Source organism: Herbidospora galbida, from assembly GCF_005233835.1.
GTDB lineage: Bacteria > Actinomycetota > Actinomycetes > Streptosporangiales > Streptosporangiaceae > Herbidospora > Herbidospora galbida.
Map to the genome: position 1 here is coordinate 101,368 of NZ_SZQA01000011.1, position 13,418 is coordinate 114,785.

Below are 13,418 nucleotides of genomic sequence, written 5' to 3' on the forward strand. Positions count from 1 at the left end.
CTCCGATAGTCGGCGTCAGCGGCAGATTAGTGGAAAATCACGCGCCGTGCTGTGAAGCCGCCGCTTCCGGACGCAGATCCCGCAGGGCCATCTGATGACGTGGCGGGTCAGGCAGAACGACATTTCTGTGTACGGCCGATCGCATGTCGGCGTGCAGGAGTTCACCCGGTTCCATAAGACGCCAGCCGGGGTCGTCGTCCATTCGCTCACTGGCCACCACGACGCATTTCCGGTCGGCCAGGTCGGCGCTTTCCACCCTGATTCTGCCGCCGGTTCCCTCATGGCAGAGAAGGCCGGCGCGGCGTTCCAGGACGTACAACTCATGGGTTTCCGGATAACGTAGCGCCCACAGTTGCGTGCCCGAAATGAGAATGAGGTTGAGCGCGAAAAGCGGGAGTTCGTCGGCGATCCATCGGCCCGCCGACACGATCGCGGCGCTGACGTCGCCGCCGTTGGCACGGACCTCCCGCGTGATGAGCGCGAACACCCGCTCGGAGTCGGTGTCGCCCTTGACCAGATTCCGGTCGGGCCCGAGCTCGGCCTCCAGCCGGTCGAGCCCCTCGACCACGCCGTTGTGCGCGAACAGCCGGTTGTCCTGCTTGAAAGGGTGGGTGTTGCGGCGCTCCAGCCCGCCGGTCGAGGCGTAGCGGACGTGCGCGATGAAGGTCGCCGAACACTCCTCCTTCGCCTCGTGGGCGAAGCAGCGGTCCTCGTAGGCGGCGATCGGCGCCTTGTGGGTGTGGGCCTCGCCGTGGTCGTAGAAGCCGAGGCCGGCGCCGTCGGGGTCACGGTGGCTCTGCGCGGTCAGGGAGTCGGGGGCCTCCAGGAGCCAGAACGTGGCCTTGGTGCGGTGCGGGGCGGCGGACAGCCCGAAGAGGCGGCACATGACGTGCTTATCCCCGTGGCCGCAAACCGGCACAGATCGGCACGGACAAGAGTTTGACCAGCTGCGATCATGGGTGCGGTCAAGCCGTCGCCGACGCGGCAATATACGGCGGCTATACAGGCGCGTCCTACGTTGGGCCGTATGTCACGGATGACCATGGATGATCACCTGATGGCACGCATCGTGGCCTACATCGACCACAGCCTCGGGGACCCGGACCTCTGCCCGCCCACCATCGCCGCGGCACACTACTTGTCGATCCGCGGGCTGTATCGCATGTTCGAGGCCAGGGGGCTGTCGGCGGCGCGGTACATCAGGTCGCGGAGGCTGGAGAAGTGCCGGGACGAACTTGTGGCGCCGGGGATGACGGGGGTGCCTGTGGGAGTAATCGCGCAGCGGTGGGGGTTCCGGTCGTGCTCGCACTTCTCGCGGGTGTTTCTGGAGGAGTACGGGGTGTCGCCGGCGGCTTATCGAAAGCGGGGGAGGGAGAAGACGGCGGCCTGAGGGGGCTGGGGTGTAGGGCGGGCCGGAAACTCTTGCGATGAATTGAATATCGCGTCGGGTTCTCAGGCATCGGTCCCGTCTCTTGAGGGAATTCTCTGCCGGTAGCGCGCAGCTTCTTCGGGGTGACCTAGCGCGTCCTGGATGTTGGCCATTTTCATAAGCGATATTTCGAGGTCGCGTTGGGCCTGGGCGTTGGTGGGGTCGGCGGCGGCGAGTTTCTCGGCGATGCGCAGGTCGGCGGTGTGGTGCCGGTAGGCGGTGTCGAGGTCGCCCCGGGCGGCGAGCAACTCGCCGATTTTGCTGTGGGAGACGCTGAGGTCGCGTTGGGCTTCAGCGTTGCTGGGGTCGGCGGCGGCGAGTTTCTCGGCGATGAGCAGGTCGGCGGTGTAGTACTGGTGGGCGGTGTCGAGGTCGCCCCGGGCGGCGAGCAACTCGCCGATCTTGTTGTGGGAGACGCTGAGGTCGCGTTGGGCTTGGGCGTTGGTGGGGTCGGCGGCGGCGAGTTTCTCGGCGATGCGCAGGCTTGCGGTGTAGTGCCGATGGGCGGTGTCGAGGTCGCCCCGGGCGGCGAGCAACTCGCCGATCCTGCTGTGGGAGACGCTGAGGTCGCGTTGGGCTTCAGCGTTGCTGGGGTCGGCGGCCGCGAGTTTCTCGGCGATGAGCAGGTCGGCGGTGTAGTACTGGTGGGCGGTGTCGAGGTCACCCCGGGCGGCGAGCAGGTCACCGAGTCTTCCGTGGGAGATGCTGAGGTCGCGTTGGGCTTCAGCGTTGCTGGGGTCGGCGGCCGCGAGACTCTCGCGGATGTGCAGGCTTGCGGTGTGGTGCTGGTGGGCGGTGTCGAGGTCGCCCCGGGTGGTGAGAAGGTCACCGAGTCTTTCGTGGGAGATGCTGAGGTCGCGTTGGGCTTCAGCGTTGCTGGGGTCGGCGGCCGCGAGACTCTCGCGGATGTGCAGGCTTGCGGTGTGGTGCTGGTGGGCGGTGTCGAGGTCGCCCCGGGTGGTGAGAAGGTCACCGAGTCTTTCGTGGGAGACGCTGAGGTCGCGTTGGGCTTGGGCGTTGGTGGGGTCGGCCACGGCGAGTTGCTCAATGGTGCTGATCAGGATGTTGAGACGTGACGCTGCAGTCGTGAGATCGCCCGTGAGAATGTGCGCCCGTGCTTCTCGGTCGAGTAGGTGTATGTGGTGACGCGTGATCACAGTGAAGCTACTCGTGATCTCGCCGAGGAATGACGCGACTGACAACTCGCCGGATTGGTTTGCGAGCATGTCGGCCACAGCAAGAGCGAAGCCCACCAGTTCTTCGCTTTGATCTGTCGCTTCCAGGTGGTGGGCGATCTCAAGAAGGTCCGGATATCCGCCCCGCCCCTGCGACAGTCGGTTGAAACGCATTGCCAGCGCGCGTCGGTGGCTTTCGACCTCATCGGTTCGGTGCTCCGCAAGAGCCGTGGCTATCCACGTATGGATGACCACCTCGCCCTCGGGGGTCGAGCTCAGCAGCGTCAGATCGACGAGTCGGTTGACTGCGGCGGTCACCACGGTGATGGCCTCCGCCGGACGCGTCTCGCCGTGCACCGCCCAGACGACGTCTTCGACGCTCATGGGCGCGCGGGATATCGCGCACTGCAGCAGGACGTTCTTCTCCGCCGTGCTGAGCAGCCCCAAGAGCTGCTCCAGCAGGATGTCTCTCGTTCCGAGCAGCACCGCCTCGTCGACCGCCGTCTCCAGCGTCGGCTCCGCGGTCAGGGTGATGTGGTGGTCTCTCGCCAGCTCGCGCAGCTTGGTGGTGACCTCTTTGAGCTGGGCCCGACCGTTGTTGAGCAGGGCGTTGACGAACTCCAGCAGGCGCGGGTGCCCGCCGATGGTGACCATCAGGGTTCGGCGGTCTTCGGGCGACAGGTCCCGTAGGGCGGGCAGTCTCAGCAGCATCCGGCGGAGTTCGGCGGGGCTGAGCGGTGGGATCGGTATGTCGACGAGGAAGTCGTTGTCTGGCAAGGGGTAGCGGCAGGTCACCAGGATTCGCCCACGGTGTGCCTGCTGGCAGAACTGCGTGAATATCTCGGCGAATCCGTCGTCGGTGAACCTGCCACCGTCAAGGCTAAGGTTCTGCTCGAAGTCGTCGAAGACGATCAGCAGTCGTGCCTGGTGGAGAAGCTGGCCGATTATGCTGATCTTGGTCGTGTCGTCCGTCGTCAGGTCCACCAAGTGCCGCTGGACATCGGGGTTGCCTTCGAATGCACCGGCCACGCTGCCGATGAGGCCGAGAGGGTTCCACAGTCCCTCGTGGACGACCGTGGTCCAGCCGTCGTTGCCCAGTCGGCTCATCGCGCGTCCGGCCACGGCGGTCTTGCCGATTCCGCCGATCCCGGTGAGGACGGCTCCGGAGATGTCGCCGAGATCCCGCACACTCGGGTGGCCGCGCAGCACGTTCATGACGGCCCGGAGTTCGGGCCGACGGCCGATCAGCGACCCGATCGGGAGGGCGCGCACACTGCCGCCCGCTGGCGGATGAATCGCGCGGGACAAAGGTTGCGAGGGGCCGGAGTTCGTTCGCAGCGGCGGGTCGTTCTGCGCGCAGAGCAGGGTGGTGACCCCGTATTCGGGGCGGCCTTTGTCTGCGGTGGCACGGCGGCGTTGGCCCTCCAACTCTCGTCGGGCGACGGCAAGGGCGTGGGAGGGCGTGGTTTCGGGCTTGGCGGCCAGGGCGTTGTAGAAACGTCGGGCCAAGTCGGTGGCGTACACATCCGAGACGGACGCCTGCATGGCCAGGACGCGATCGGCGCCTTGGCGGATAAGGGTAGCCGCGAGACCTTCGGCCCTGTCGGGCGCGGGGGCGGCGCCGGCGCAGGCGGACACCACGATCAAGGGCAAAGGGCAGGTTCCGGCGCGGAGGACCTCGACCAGGCCGTTGGTGTCGACGGGCTCGGGGCTGCCGTCCTCATCGGACAGTTCCACCCCGAGAGGGTTGCCGTGGGCCGACAGGTGCAAGATGTGGTACTGATCTTGCTGGAGCGCCTTCGTGATCTCCGCCGAGCTCGGCACTTCCAGGATCCTGACCTGGACCTGTTCCATCTCCTGCACGTCGGCGACCGCGTCGAGGACCGCCTGCATCTCGGCCTCGACGTCGAGGGGCGCGTTCCGGGTCGTGTTCTCGTCGGGGGCCGACACGGCGACGAGGATCTTCAAAGGGCCGGGAAGCGGCGCCACCGCCGTGTGGCCGACATCGGCCATCCGACGGCGCATCTGGGCCCCCGGCATCGTGACCAGCGGGACGCCGTTGAGGGTGATCAGCTCGTAGGGCAGGGTGCTCGACCCGGCGTCGACGTCGCAGACGACCTCCACCACCGTGCCCAAAGCGGAGCCGGTCAGCAGGGTCGTGAGGTGGTCGATCGTCTCCTCGGACAGCAGCGCCCGCGCGAGCGCGCCGCCCGTCTGGAGGAGTCGCTGTTCGGCCTCGCCGCCCCTCAGCCGGAGGGCGTGCCAGGCGTCGTCGATGCCGTAGGGACGCGGGTTCTCGACGGTGCCCAACACCGTCCCGGAGACGGTCGTCTCGCAGGTCAACGTCGCACCCTCGGCCCGCACTCGCAGAACCACCTCGTGCCGGAGCGGGATGGCGGGCAAGGGACGCGGCCGCAGCTCCGGGGCGGCCAGAATGGGCGGGTCGTGGGGGTTCTGGGGTTGGCCGAGCAGATACCGCAGCAGCCCTTCCGCCCCGGCAACCGTGAACTCGGTAACCGTGTAGTAGGTCCGGGATTCGGCCGTGAGAAACGCCGGGATGTCGTCGATCCGCCCGCCCGGGAGGACCACCGACAGGAACTTCCTCCCGGCGTCGTCGGGTTGCCGGTTGAACTGGTGCTTGACCTCCCTGGCCTCCCAGCGCACCCCGCGCCGCTCGGTCGGCGGCGTCTCCCCGTCGGCGGCCCGGCGGTATTCCGGGGAGGCGATGACCAGCACGAAATCCGCGTCGCGGATCTGCGCGCTCATCCAGTCGGGCCAGAACTGCGGTTCTCTGGCCGCCGACTCGTCGAGCCCGGCGTTGACCCCGTTCGCGCGCAGGAACGCCCACAGAGTCCGGACCTTTTCCACGTGGTCATCGTCGTCGTGGGCATAGGAGATGAACACGCGCGGGTAGACCACCACAACTCCATTCGGCCCGTGGGCTGCTCACCTTAAGTGAGTCCAGGGCCCTATGGAGCAGTGTCGCGCGAACTGTAAAACAAGGTGACGAGCGCCCTGTTTACGGTCGTTCCTAGACGGGGAAATCGGCCGCCATTCGCACCGCCTCGCCCAGTGGCGGCACATTCCATTCGGCCCTTTCCTCGTCGGTCGTCTCCGGCTCCACGTCCCACAGCCGGAACCCCTCGCCGTCCTCCACGTATTGGGTCCCGTAGTGCTGGGGGAGCCCTTGGTGCATCAGCCACCGGTCCATGGAAGCCGCCGCCAGCCATTTGGCCGGCCCGTAGCCGGCCAGTGCGCTCAGCCGGGCCAGCACGTGTCCCAGGTGGAAATGTTCCACCAGGTGAGAGTGCTGCAGGATCATCGCCGCGTTGTAGTAGTCGCGCGCCGACCGCACGTGCCCACTCCCCAGCAGTCGCATCACCTTGGCGCGACGGGCCTGGTCGCGTTCGAAGTGACCCTCGGCCGGGGCGGTGCCGACCCGGTCGGCCTGGTCTTCGGCGAAGACGCTGATGAGGACCGGGTTGTCCGGGGAATGGGCGTCGGGGGCGGGGAGCCGGTCAAGGACCAACGGCAGGTTGAACCGTTCTCCGATCAACCGTGGGCTCGGCATGCTCCCAGTGTGGATCGCGTCTCAGGTGGCGTCGAGGGTGTCAGTCGTCGTAGTCGCGCTTGAACTTGATGATGCGGCCGTTCGACACGGCGACGTACACGTCGTACTCCCAGTCGCCCTTCTCGAGTTCGATTTTCCACGTCCGCCGGCCGTGCTCCCATTCGCGCTCGACGTCGGTCACATAAGCGCCGGGGACTTTCTTCTTCGCGATTTTCACGGCCTGCGCCTTGGTGACGGAGGCGGTCGTGGCGGCGGCGGGGGTGGCGGCGGCGGTCAGGCCGAGAACGGTGACCGCGCCGGCGAGTGCGTATCGGATTCTCATGCCCTCAGATTCGCGGGAGTCCGGATAGCGCCACGCTAAGACGTCACTAACGTCAGCACCACCCGCGCGCCGCCGTTCGGGGATCTCTCCAGGCGCGTTTCCGGTACGGTCCGGCGCACGATGTCCAGGCCGAGTCCGGTCGACCCGGCTCCGCTGTGGCCGCGTTCCAGGGCGGCGGGGCCGAAGCCGGGGCCGTCGTCCTCCACGACCAGCTCGCGGGGCGTCAGGCGTACCGAGAAGGGAACTCCCTCGTCGGTGTGGGCGAACACGTTCTCGAACAGCGCGTCCAGGGCCGCGGCCAGGTCGGGGGCGGAGACGGGGACCTCGACGGGGACGGGCGGGACCGTCACGGAGAAGGCGCGTTCCTGCTCCTCGGCCAGCACCGACCAGAACTCGGCCCGCTCGCGCACCACGACGGCCGCGTCGCAGGAGCCCTTCTCGCGGGTGCGGCGGCGGGCGTCGAGGATGACCGAGGTCACGGCCTTCTCCAGCGCGTCGACGCGGGCGGCGATGCGGTCGGCCTCCGACGGGTCGCGCAGCGACTCGGCCTCCAGGCGGAGGCCGGTCAGCGGGGTCCGCAGGCGGTGGGAGATGTCGGCGACCATCTCGCGTTCCTCGGCGAGCAGTTCGCCGATGCGGCCGGCGAGGTGATTGAGCGCCAGCCCGGCCGACCGGACCTCCGGCGGACCGCCCGGGACCGCGCGGGCCTCCAGGTCGCCGCCGGCCAGCCGGTGGGACACGCGGGCCAGCGCGGTCATCGGGCGCGTGATGGCGACCGCGAGCCGGTCGGCCAGGGCCACGCCCAGCCCGATCAGGACCACTCCGAGCAGGAGCAGCCCGAGCCAGGTCTCGCCGACGCCGCGCGTCAGGTCGTCGGGGGTCAAGACGACCTGGACGACGCTCGTCCCGCCGGGCCCCTGCACCGCGACCAGGACCTCGCGCCCGCCGGACGGCGAGACGGCGGTGAAGCTGCGGCCGCGCCGGGCCAGCTCGACCGCCTCGGAGACCGGCGCCGCGCCGGGCTGGAAGACCGCGACGTCGTGGCCGCCCGCCGCCTCGGCGCGGCTGACGGCCAGCGCGAGCGTCGGCTCGTCGACGGTGCCGATGACCGCCCCGACCGACTGCGCCTCCGCCGTGGCCTGCGTGATCGCGTTGTTCTCGGCGGTCGCCCTGACCAGCAGGGCCAGCGGCACCAGCATGGCCACCAGGACGAGCGAGGTCGTCGCGGCCACCAGCAGGGCGAGCCGGCTTCTCACGGCGACACCAGTTTGACCCCGACGCCGCGCATGGTGTGCAGGTAGCGGGGTTCCTGGGCGGTCTCGCCCAGCTTCCTGCGCAGCCACGACAGATGCACGTCGACCGTCTTGTCGGTCCCGCCGTAGGGCAGTTGCCACACCTCGATGAGGAGTTCCCGTTTCGTCACCACCTGCCCGGCCCGTGCGGCCAGGTAGAGGAGGAGGTCGAACTCGCGCGGCGTCAGGTCGAGCCTGCGCCCGTCCAGCAGGGCCTCCCGGCCGCGCGGGTCGACGCGCAGGCCGCCGACCGTCACCGTCGGGTCGCCGGCCACCGATCCGGTGCGCCGCAGCACCGCCCGCACCCGCGCGTCGAGCTGGGCCGCCGTGAACGGCTTCACCAGGTAGTCGTCGGCGCCGGCGTCCAGGACCCGGACCGACTCGGCGTCGCCGTCGCGGGCGGTCGCCACGATCACCGGCACCGCCGACACCGCGCGCAGCATGCGCAGCAGTTCGGCGCCGTCGAGGTCGGGCAGGCCGAGGTCCAGCACGACCAGATCGGGGCGGTCGTCGAGGGCCATCCGCAGCCCGTCGAGCGCCGACGCCGCCGACGCGACGGCGTGTCCTTTGTCGCGGAGGGCGCGGACCAGCGCGGTCCGGATCGTCACGTCGTCTTCGATGAGCAGCAGACTGGCCATGGTGCCCGACACGCTAGTCAATGTCCGGTTCGGCGGCGAAGGGCCTTAGCGTCGCGTTAACCCGGCCTTAGCCCAGACAGAAGGCGGGGAGGGGGATGGTGGGCGGCATGGATCGGCGTCTCGTCTTCGCGGTCGCGGGCTGGGTGGTCGCGGCGCTCGCGGCGACCGTCGCCGGGCTGGTCGTCATCGGCTCCTTCGGCGACGCGTTCCGGGGGCCGGGCGACCAGGCGCTCACGGCCGAGGCGGTCCGCCGCGAACTCGCCCTGCCCGCGCCCACCGCCGGCCCGCCGACCCCCCGCCCTTCAGCCGCCGCCTCGGCGAGCAGAGTCGTGTCGACCGCGGGGGGCACGGTCGTCGTGTCCTGTACGGCCGGCCGCGCGCACCTCACCTCCTGGACCCCCGCCCAAGGCTGGCAGACCGACGACGTCGAGCCGGGCCCCGACAGCCGGGCCAAGGTCAAGTTCGAGCGGGGCGAGACCGAGGTCGAGGTGGAGACCCACTGCGAGGGCGACGTGCCGCGTACCGTCGTCACGGACGACTGAGCTCCCGCACCACCGCCACGAACGCGGCCACCAGCGGGTTGGCCGAGCCGGCGGGCCACGCCAGCGCCACCCGCAGGGGTTCGGCGTCGGCGAGCGGCACCCACACCAGGCCGGGCCGGGTGTAGTAGCGCGCCATGCTGGCCGGTCCGAAGCATATGGCCACGCCGTCGGCGACCTGGTCGAGCATCTCCTCGACGTTGTCGTTGGTCGGCCCCCACTTCGGCGCCGACCCGTCGGGGCGCGGGTTCACCGCCCACCAGTCGACCCATTCACGCGGGGCCCGCTCGGTCCACATGAGGGGTTCGTCGCTGACGTCCATGACGGTGAGGGCGGCGCGCCCGGCCAGCCGGTGGCCCTCGGGCAGCCCCACGACCCGGGGTTCCCGATGGACGATCTCGTGCGCGAGACCGGTCAGGTCGGCGGGCAGCCAGACGAACGCCACGTCGACCAGGCCCGCGTGCAGCGCCGCCGTCTCGCCGCCCCAGTCGTAGCGTTTCGGCTCCAGCCGCGCCTCCGGGTGGCGGCGGGCGAACTCGGCCCGCACCCGGCTCGTCAGGTCGCCCGCGCCGCTGGCCTCGAACCCCACCCGCAGCACGCGGGCCGCCGCCGCCCGCACGCCCTCGGCCGCCGCCAGCGTCCGCCGGGCCGCCTCGACGACGTCGCGCCCGACCGCCGTGGGGGAGACCCCGCCAGGGTGGCGGTCGAAGAGGCGTACCCCCAGTTCGTGCTCCAGCGCCCGGACGGTCTGCGACAGCGCGGGCTGGCTGACGAAGAGCCGTTCGGCGGCGCGGCCGAGGTTGCCGGTCTCGGCGATGGTCACCAGGTATCGCAGCTGCCGCAGCTCCACCCTGCGATCATAAGCGCGGCTTATCGCCCGGCCGCCGACGCGTCTTGGACGCACCGGCCGCCCGACCGGCATAACCGAAGGCATGACGAACCGCATCTGGATGATCACCGGCGCCGGCTCGGGCTTCGGCCGGGCCCTGACCGAGGCCGCCGTCGCGGCCGGCGATCTGGTCGTGGCCGCCGCCCGGCGCCCCGGGGAGATCGCCCCTCACCCGAACGTCCACCCGATCGCCCTCGACGTGACCGACCGGCCCCGCGTCGCCGGAGCCGTCGCCGAGGCGCTGCTGTGGCACGGGCGGATCGACGTCCTGGTCAACAACGCCGGGCGCGGCCTGGTCGGGGCCGCCGAGGAGACCACCGACGCCGAGCTGCGCGACCTGATGGACCTGCACTTCTTCGGCCCGGCCGCGCTCACCCGGGCCGTCCTGCCGCACATGCGGGAGCGCGGGACGGGCGCGATCGTGCAGCTGAGCAGCATGGGCGGCCGCATGTCGTTTCCGGGGGTGGGCGGCTACTCGGCGACGAAGTTCGCCCTGGAGGGCTGGTCGGAGGCGCTGCACGGCGAGGTCGCCCCGTTCGGGATCAAGGTCATGATCGTCGAACCGGGGGCCTTCCGGACCTCGTTCGCCGGCCCTTCGGCCCTGCTCCACTCGCCGCGCATCGCCGCCTACGACGAGATCACCGGCCCGCTGCGCACCGATCTGCCCGCCACCGACGGCGCGCAGCCGGGCGACCCCGCCAAGGCGGCCGCCGCGATCCTGCGGGCGCTCGACGCGCCGGCGACCCCGCTGCGCCTGGCGCTGGGCAACGACGCGGCCGACAACGTCCTCGCGTCGTACGCCCGCTCGCAAGCGGAGTTGCTGACCTGGGAGAAGGTGAGCCGGGGCACCGACTTCGACTAGAGCAGCCCCTCGACGAGCGCCTCGACGACCTCGTCGGTGGAGGTGCCGGGGTCGATCGGGACGGTCAAGCGGTCGAGCAGCAGCCCGTCGACGGCGTAGTGGAACAGCGCGATCTCCGCCGGGCCGCCGGGCAGCCCGGCCGCCCGGTTGTACGCGACGTCGGCGCGGAACCCCTCCAGCAGCACGCCCCGCATCAGGTCGGCGACCTCGGGCCGCCGGGCCGCCTCCAGCCGCAGCTCGAACCAGGCCAGCGTGACCTCGGGGTGGGCGCTCAACCGGCGCACGATGTCGCGCACATGGCGGGCGAACGAGGCGCGGTCGGGCGGGTGGGAGGCGAGTTCGGCCAGCACCTCGGGATCGGGCGCGAAGCGTTCGCCGATCCGGGCGACCAGGCCTTCGAGCAGGTCGGCGCGGGAGCGGAAGTAGTTGGACGCGGTGCCGGTCGGGGCGCCGCACTCGGCGTCGACGGCCCGGTGGGTGAGACCCCGCGAGCCCTCCCGGGCCAGCACCCTGATGCCGGCGTCGGCCAGCTCCGCCCGTCGTCCCGCGTTCCGCGCCATGGCGTCGAGAGTAGCGCAACCACGACGGCTGTAGTACATTCTGGGCAATCACTACAACTGCTGTGGTTGGAGCATGGATGCGAGAACTCACCTATTACGTCGCCGTCTCGCTCGACGGCCGGATCTCCGGCCCCGCCGACGACTTCTCGGCCTTCCCCGTCGAGGGTGACCACATCGAGATGATCAAGCGGGACTACCGCGACACCCTGCCGGAGGTCGGGCTGCGCATGCTCGGCCTCACCGCCGACGGGTCGCGCTTCGACACGACCCTGATGGGCTGGAACACCTACGCCGCGGGCTTCACCCACACCCGCGACCCCTATCCGCACACCCGCCAGTACGTCTTCTCCCGCACCCGGACCCCCGGCGACGTCCCCGACGGCATCACCCTCACCGGAGAGGACCCGGTGGAGGTCGTGCGGCGGCTCAAGAAGGAGGAGGGCACCGGCATCTGGCTCTGCGGCGGCGGCCTGCTCGCCGGGGCCCTCGTCGACGAGATCGACCGGTTGGTCCTCAAGGTCAACCCGGTCGTGCTCCAGGACGGCGTGCCGCTCTTCGCCGCCCCGTACGCCCCGCACACCTTCCGGCTGGAGCGCAGCACGCCCTACGAGTCAGGCGTGGTGATCAACGAGTACGTTCACGGCTGAGGCTTGCAGATGTTCTGCGTCGCCGTGCGGGCCGCCGGGGTCGGCGCCTTCGACGGGGTCGGCGCGGCCGTCGGCACGGTCACCTTCTCGACCTTGTTGTTCTCGGTCCCGATGATGACCTCGATGCCCTCGACGTCGACCTGGCGCATCTCGGCCCCGGGCAGCGCGGCGGCGACCGTGCGGGCCGAGTCTTCGCGCCCGGCGGCGTAGCGGATCACCGTGTTCTTGTAGTCGCGGCGGCCGGTGTCGCCCGCCTGCTCGGGGACCAGGAAACCCGCGCCGAGCAGGGCGTCGCGGGTGCGCCCGCCCAGACCCGTGACGAGGGTGCCGTTGAGCACCGTCAGCCGGATGCGGTTCGGCGGCACCGAGAGCGGGGCCGACCGGCTCAGCGCCGGGGTCGCGGACGCCGTGGCCGAAGGAGTCGCCGACGGCGACGGCTTGGCCGGCTTGGCGAGGTCTTCGTCGTTGTCGATGCGGCGGAACATCTCGGCGGCGGCCGTCTTGTCCCACAGCACCGCCGACTCGCCCGTCGGGGTCGTGTAGTTGACGTCGGCGATCGGCACGGTCGCGAACGACACGTCGTCGGTCGACACGTCTTTCAGCTGGGTGGCCAGGTCGAGCATGTTGCCCGACAGCTCGTCGTCGACCGTGAGGGTGCGCAGCGTCGAGTTGACCAGGGCGCCCAGCTTGGCCGGGTTGGTGAGCGTGCCGCCGCTCAGCGCCTGCTGCAGCATCGCCGAGATGACCTGCTGCTGGCGGTCGATGCGGTCGAGGTCGGAGCGGGCGGTGGCGCGCGTGCGGGCGTACGCCAGGGCGTTGACGCCGTCGAGGTTGTGGGTGCCGGCCGTCAGGACGAGCTTGGTCTTGTCGTCGTTGATGGGCACCGGGGTGCAGACCGTGATGCCGCCGAGCGAGTCGACCACGTCGATGAAGCCCAGCACGTTGACCTCGACGTAGTGGTTGATGCGCATGCCGGTGGCCTGCTGCACGGCCCGGACGGCGAGCTTGGCGCCGCCGAACTGGTAGGCGCTGTTGATCTTGTGGCTGCCCTGGCCGGGGATCTCGGTCCACGTGTCACGCGGGAGCGAGACCACCGTCACCTTCTTGTGGTCCTCCGAGACGTGCACGACCATCATCGTGTCGGTGCGCTGCCCCACCTCGCGGCCCAGGTGGAGCTGGTTCTGCTGGCGGCGCGACAGGTCGTCGCGCTTGTCGACGCCGACCAGGAGGATGTTCATCGCGCCGCGGGTGGCCGAACCGGCGGTGCCGGCGTCGACCGAGGTGATGCGGCCGGAGACGTAGTTGGGCAGCGCCCACGCGAGGCCCGAGCCGACCAGCACCAGGCTCGACAGGGTGCCGGTCAGGACGATGGACCGCATGCTCGCCCGGCGGTGCCGGCGGCCCTTGCGGGGAGCTGCTACCCGGACCCCTCCGTAGGCGTCCCCGCCCACGTGAACACCCGAGTCCTCCACGCGCTCCCCCTTTGAGGTTGCC

13 protein-coding genes are annotated in these 13,418 nt (G+C 70.3%); 4 read left to right on the plus strand and 9 right to left on the minus strand.

From position 1 onward, the window contains the following. Positions 1–37: 37 nt before the first annotated feature. The gene (locus FDA94_RS13890; protein ID WP_137247473.1) at positions 38–886 is read right to left on the minus strand and encodes a class II glutamine amidotransferase; all 849 of its coding nucleotides are present in this window, start codon (positions 884–886) and stop codon (positions 38–40) included. A gap of 171 nt (positions 887–1,057) precedes the next feature. On the opposite strand from FDA94_RS13890, the gene FDA94_RS13895 reads away from it, so the two are divergent. After that, positions 1,058–1,390, plus strand: coding sequence for a helix-turn-helix domain-containing protein (locus FDA94_RS13895; RefSeq protein ID WP_170990926.1), 333 nt, complete (start codon positions 1,058–1,060; stop codon positions 1,388–1,390). A gap of 62 nt (positions 1,391–1,452) precedes the next feature. On the opposite strand, the gene FDA94_RS13900 is transcribed toward FDA94_RS13895, so the two are convergent. From FDA94_RS13900 to FDA94_RS13920, 5 genes are all read right to left on the minus strand, one after another. Beyond that, positions 1,453–5,523, minus strand: a complete 4,071-nt coding sequence (locus FDA94_RS13900; protein ID WP_170990927.1) for a CHAT domain-containing protein — start codon at positions 5,521–5,523, stop codon at positions 1,453–1,455. Positions 5,524–5,635: 112 nt separating this feature from the next. After that, positions 5,636–6,175 (minus strand): hypothetical protein, encoded by a 540-nt coding sequence (locus tag FDA94_RS13905; protein ID WP_137247476.1) that lies wholly within the window; start codon positions 6,173–6,175, stop codon positions 5,636–5,638. Between the two features lie 40 nt (positions 6,176–6,215). Beyond that, positions 6,216–6,497: a PepSY domain-containing protein gene (locus FDA94_RS13910; RefSeq protein ID WP_137247477.1), complete on the minus strand. Its 282-nt coding sequence runs from the start codon at positions 6,495–6,497 to the stop codon at positions 6,216–6,218. Between the two features lie 35 nt (positions 6,498–6,532). After that, positions 6,533–7,753 carry a sensor histidine kinase gene (locus FDA94_RS13915; protein WP_137247478.1) on the minus strand — a complete coding sequence of 407 codons (1,221 nt, stop codon included), beginning with the start codon at positions 7,751–7,753 and terminating at the stop codon, positions 6,533–6,535. Further along, on the minus strand, positions 7,750–8,427 hold the full coding sequence (locus FDA94_RS13920) for a response regulator transcription factor (RefSeq protein WP_137247535.1): 678 nt from the start codon (positions 8,425–8,427) through the stop codon (positions 7,750–7,752). The genes FDA94_RS13915 and FDA94_RS13920 overlap by 4 nt, the downstream gene beginning before the upstream one ends. A gap of 107 nt (positions 8,428–8,534) precedes the next feature. Between FDA94_RS13920 and FDA94_RS13925 the strand changes: the two genes are divergently transcribed. Continuing rightward, a complete protein-coding gene (locus tag FDA94_RS13925) occupies positions 8,535–8,969 on the plus strand; it encodes a hypothetical protein (RefSeq protein WP_137247479.1) in 435 nt (144 codons plus the stop codon). Here the strand turns inward: FDA94_RS13925 and FDA94_RS13930 are convergent. Continuing rightward, on the minus strand, positions 8,956–9,816 hold the full coding sequence (locus FDA94_RS13930) for a LysR family transcriptional regulator (RefSeq protein WP_137247480.1): 861 nt from the start codon (positions 9,814–9,816) through the stop codon (positions 8,956–8,958). The two genes, FDA94_RS13925 and FDA94_RS13930, sit on opposite strands and share 14 nt — an antisense overlap. An 82-nt stretch (positions 9,817–9,898) precedes the next feature. On the opposite strand from FDA94_RS13930, the gene FDA94_RS13935 reads away from it, so the two are divergent. Continuing rightward, on the plus strand, positions 9,899–10,717 hold the full coding sequence (locus tag FDA94_RS13935; RefSeq protein WP_137247481.1) for an oxidoreductase: 819 nt from the start codon (positions 9,899–9,901) through the stop codon (positions 10,715–10,717). Here the strand turns inward: FDA94_RS13935 and FDA94_RS13940 are convergent. After that, a complete protein-coding gene (locus FDA94_RS13940; protein WP_137247482.1) occupies positions 10,714–11,277 on the minus strand; it encodes a TetR/AcrR family transcriptional regulator in 564 nt (187 codons plus the stop codon). The genes FDA94_RS13935 and FDA94_RS13940 overlap by 4 nt on opposite strands. 77 nt (positions 11,278–11,354) lie before the next feature. Here FDA94_RS13940 and FDA94_RS13945 point away from each other — a divergent pair, with 77 nt between their 5' ends. Then, positions 11,355–11,924, plus strand: coding sequence for a dihydrofolate reductase family protein (locus FDA94_RS13945; protein ID WP_137247483.1), 570 nt, complete (start codon positions 11,355–11,357; stop codon positions 11,922–11,924). Here the strand turns inward: FDA94_RS13945 and FDA94_RS13950 are convergent. Next, positions 11,915–13,303 (minus strand): LCP family protein, encoded by a 1,389-nt coding sequence (locus FDA94_RS13950; protein WP_246059865.1) that lies wholly within the window; start codon positions 13,301–13,303, stop codon positions 11,915–11,917. The two genes, FDA94_RS13945 and FDA94_RS13950, sit on opposite strands and share 10 nt — an antisense overlap. Positions 13,304–13,418: the final 115 nt, after the last annotated feature.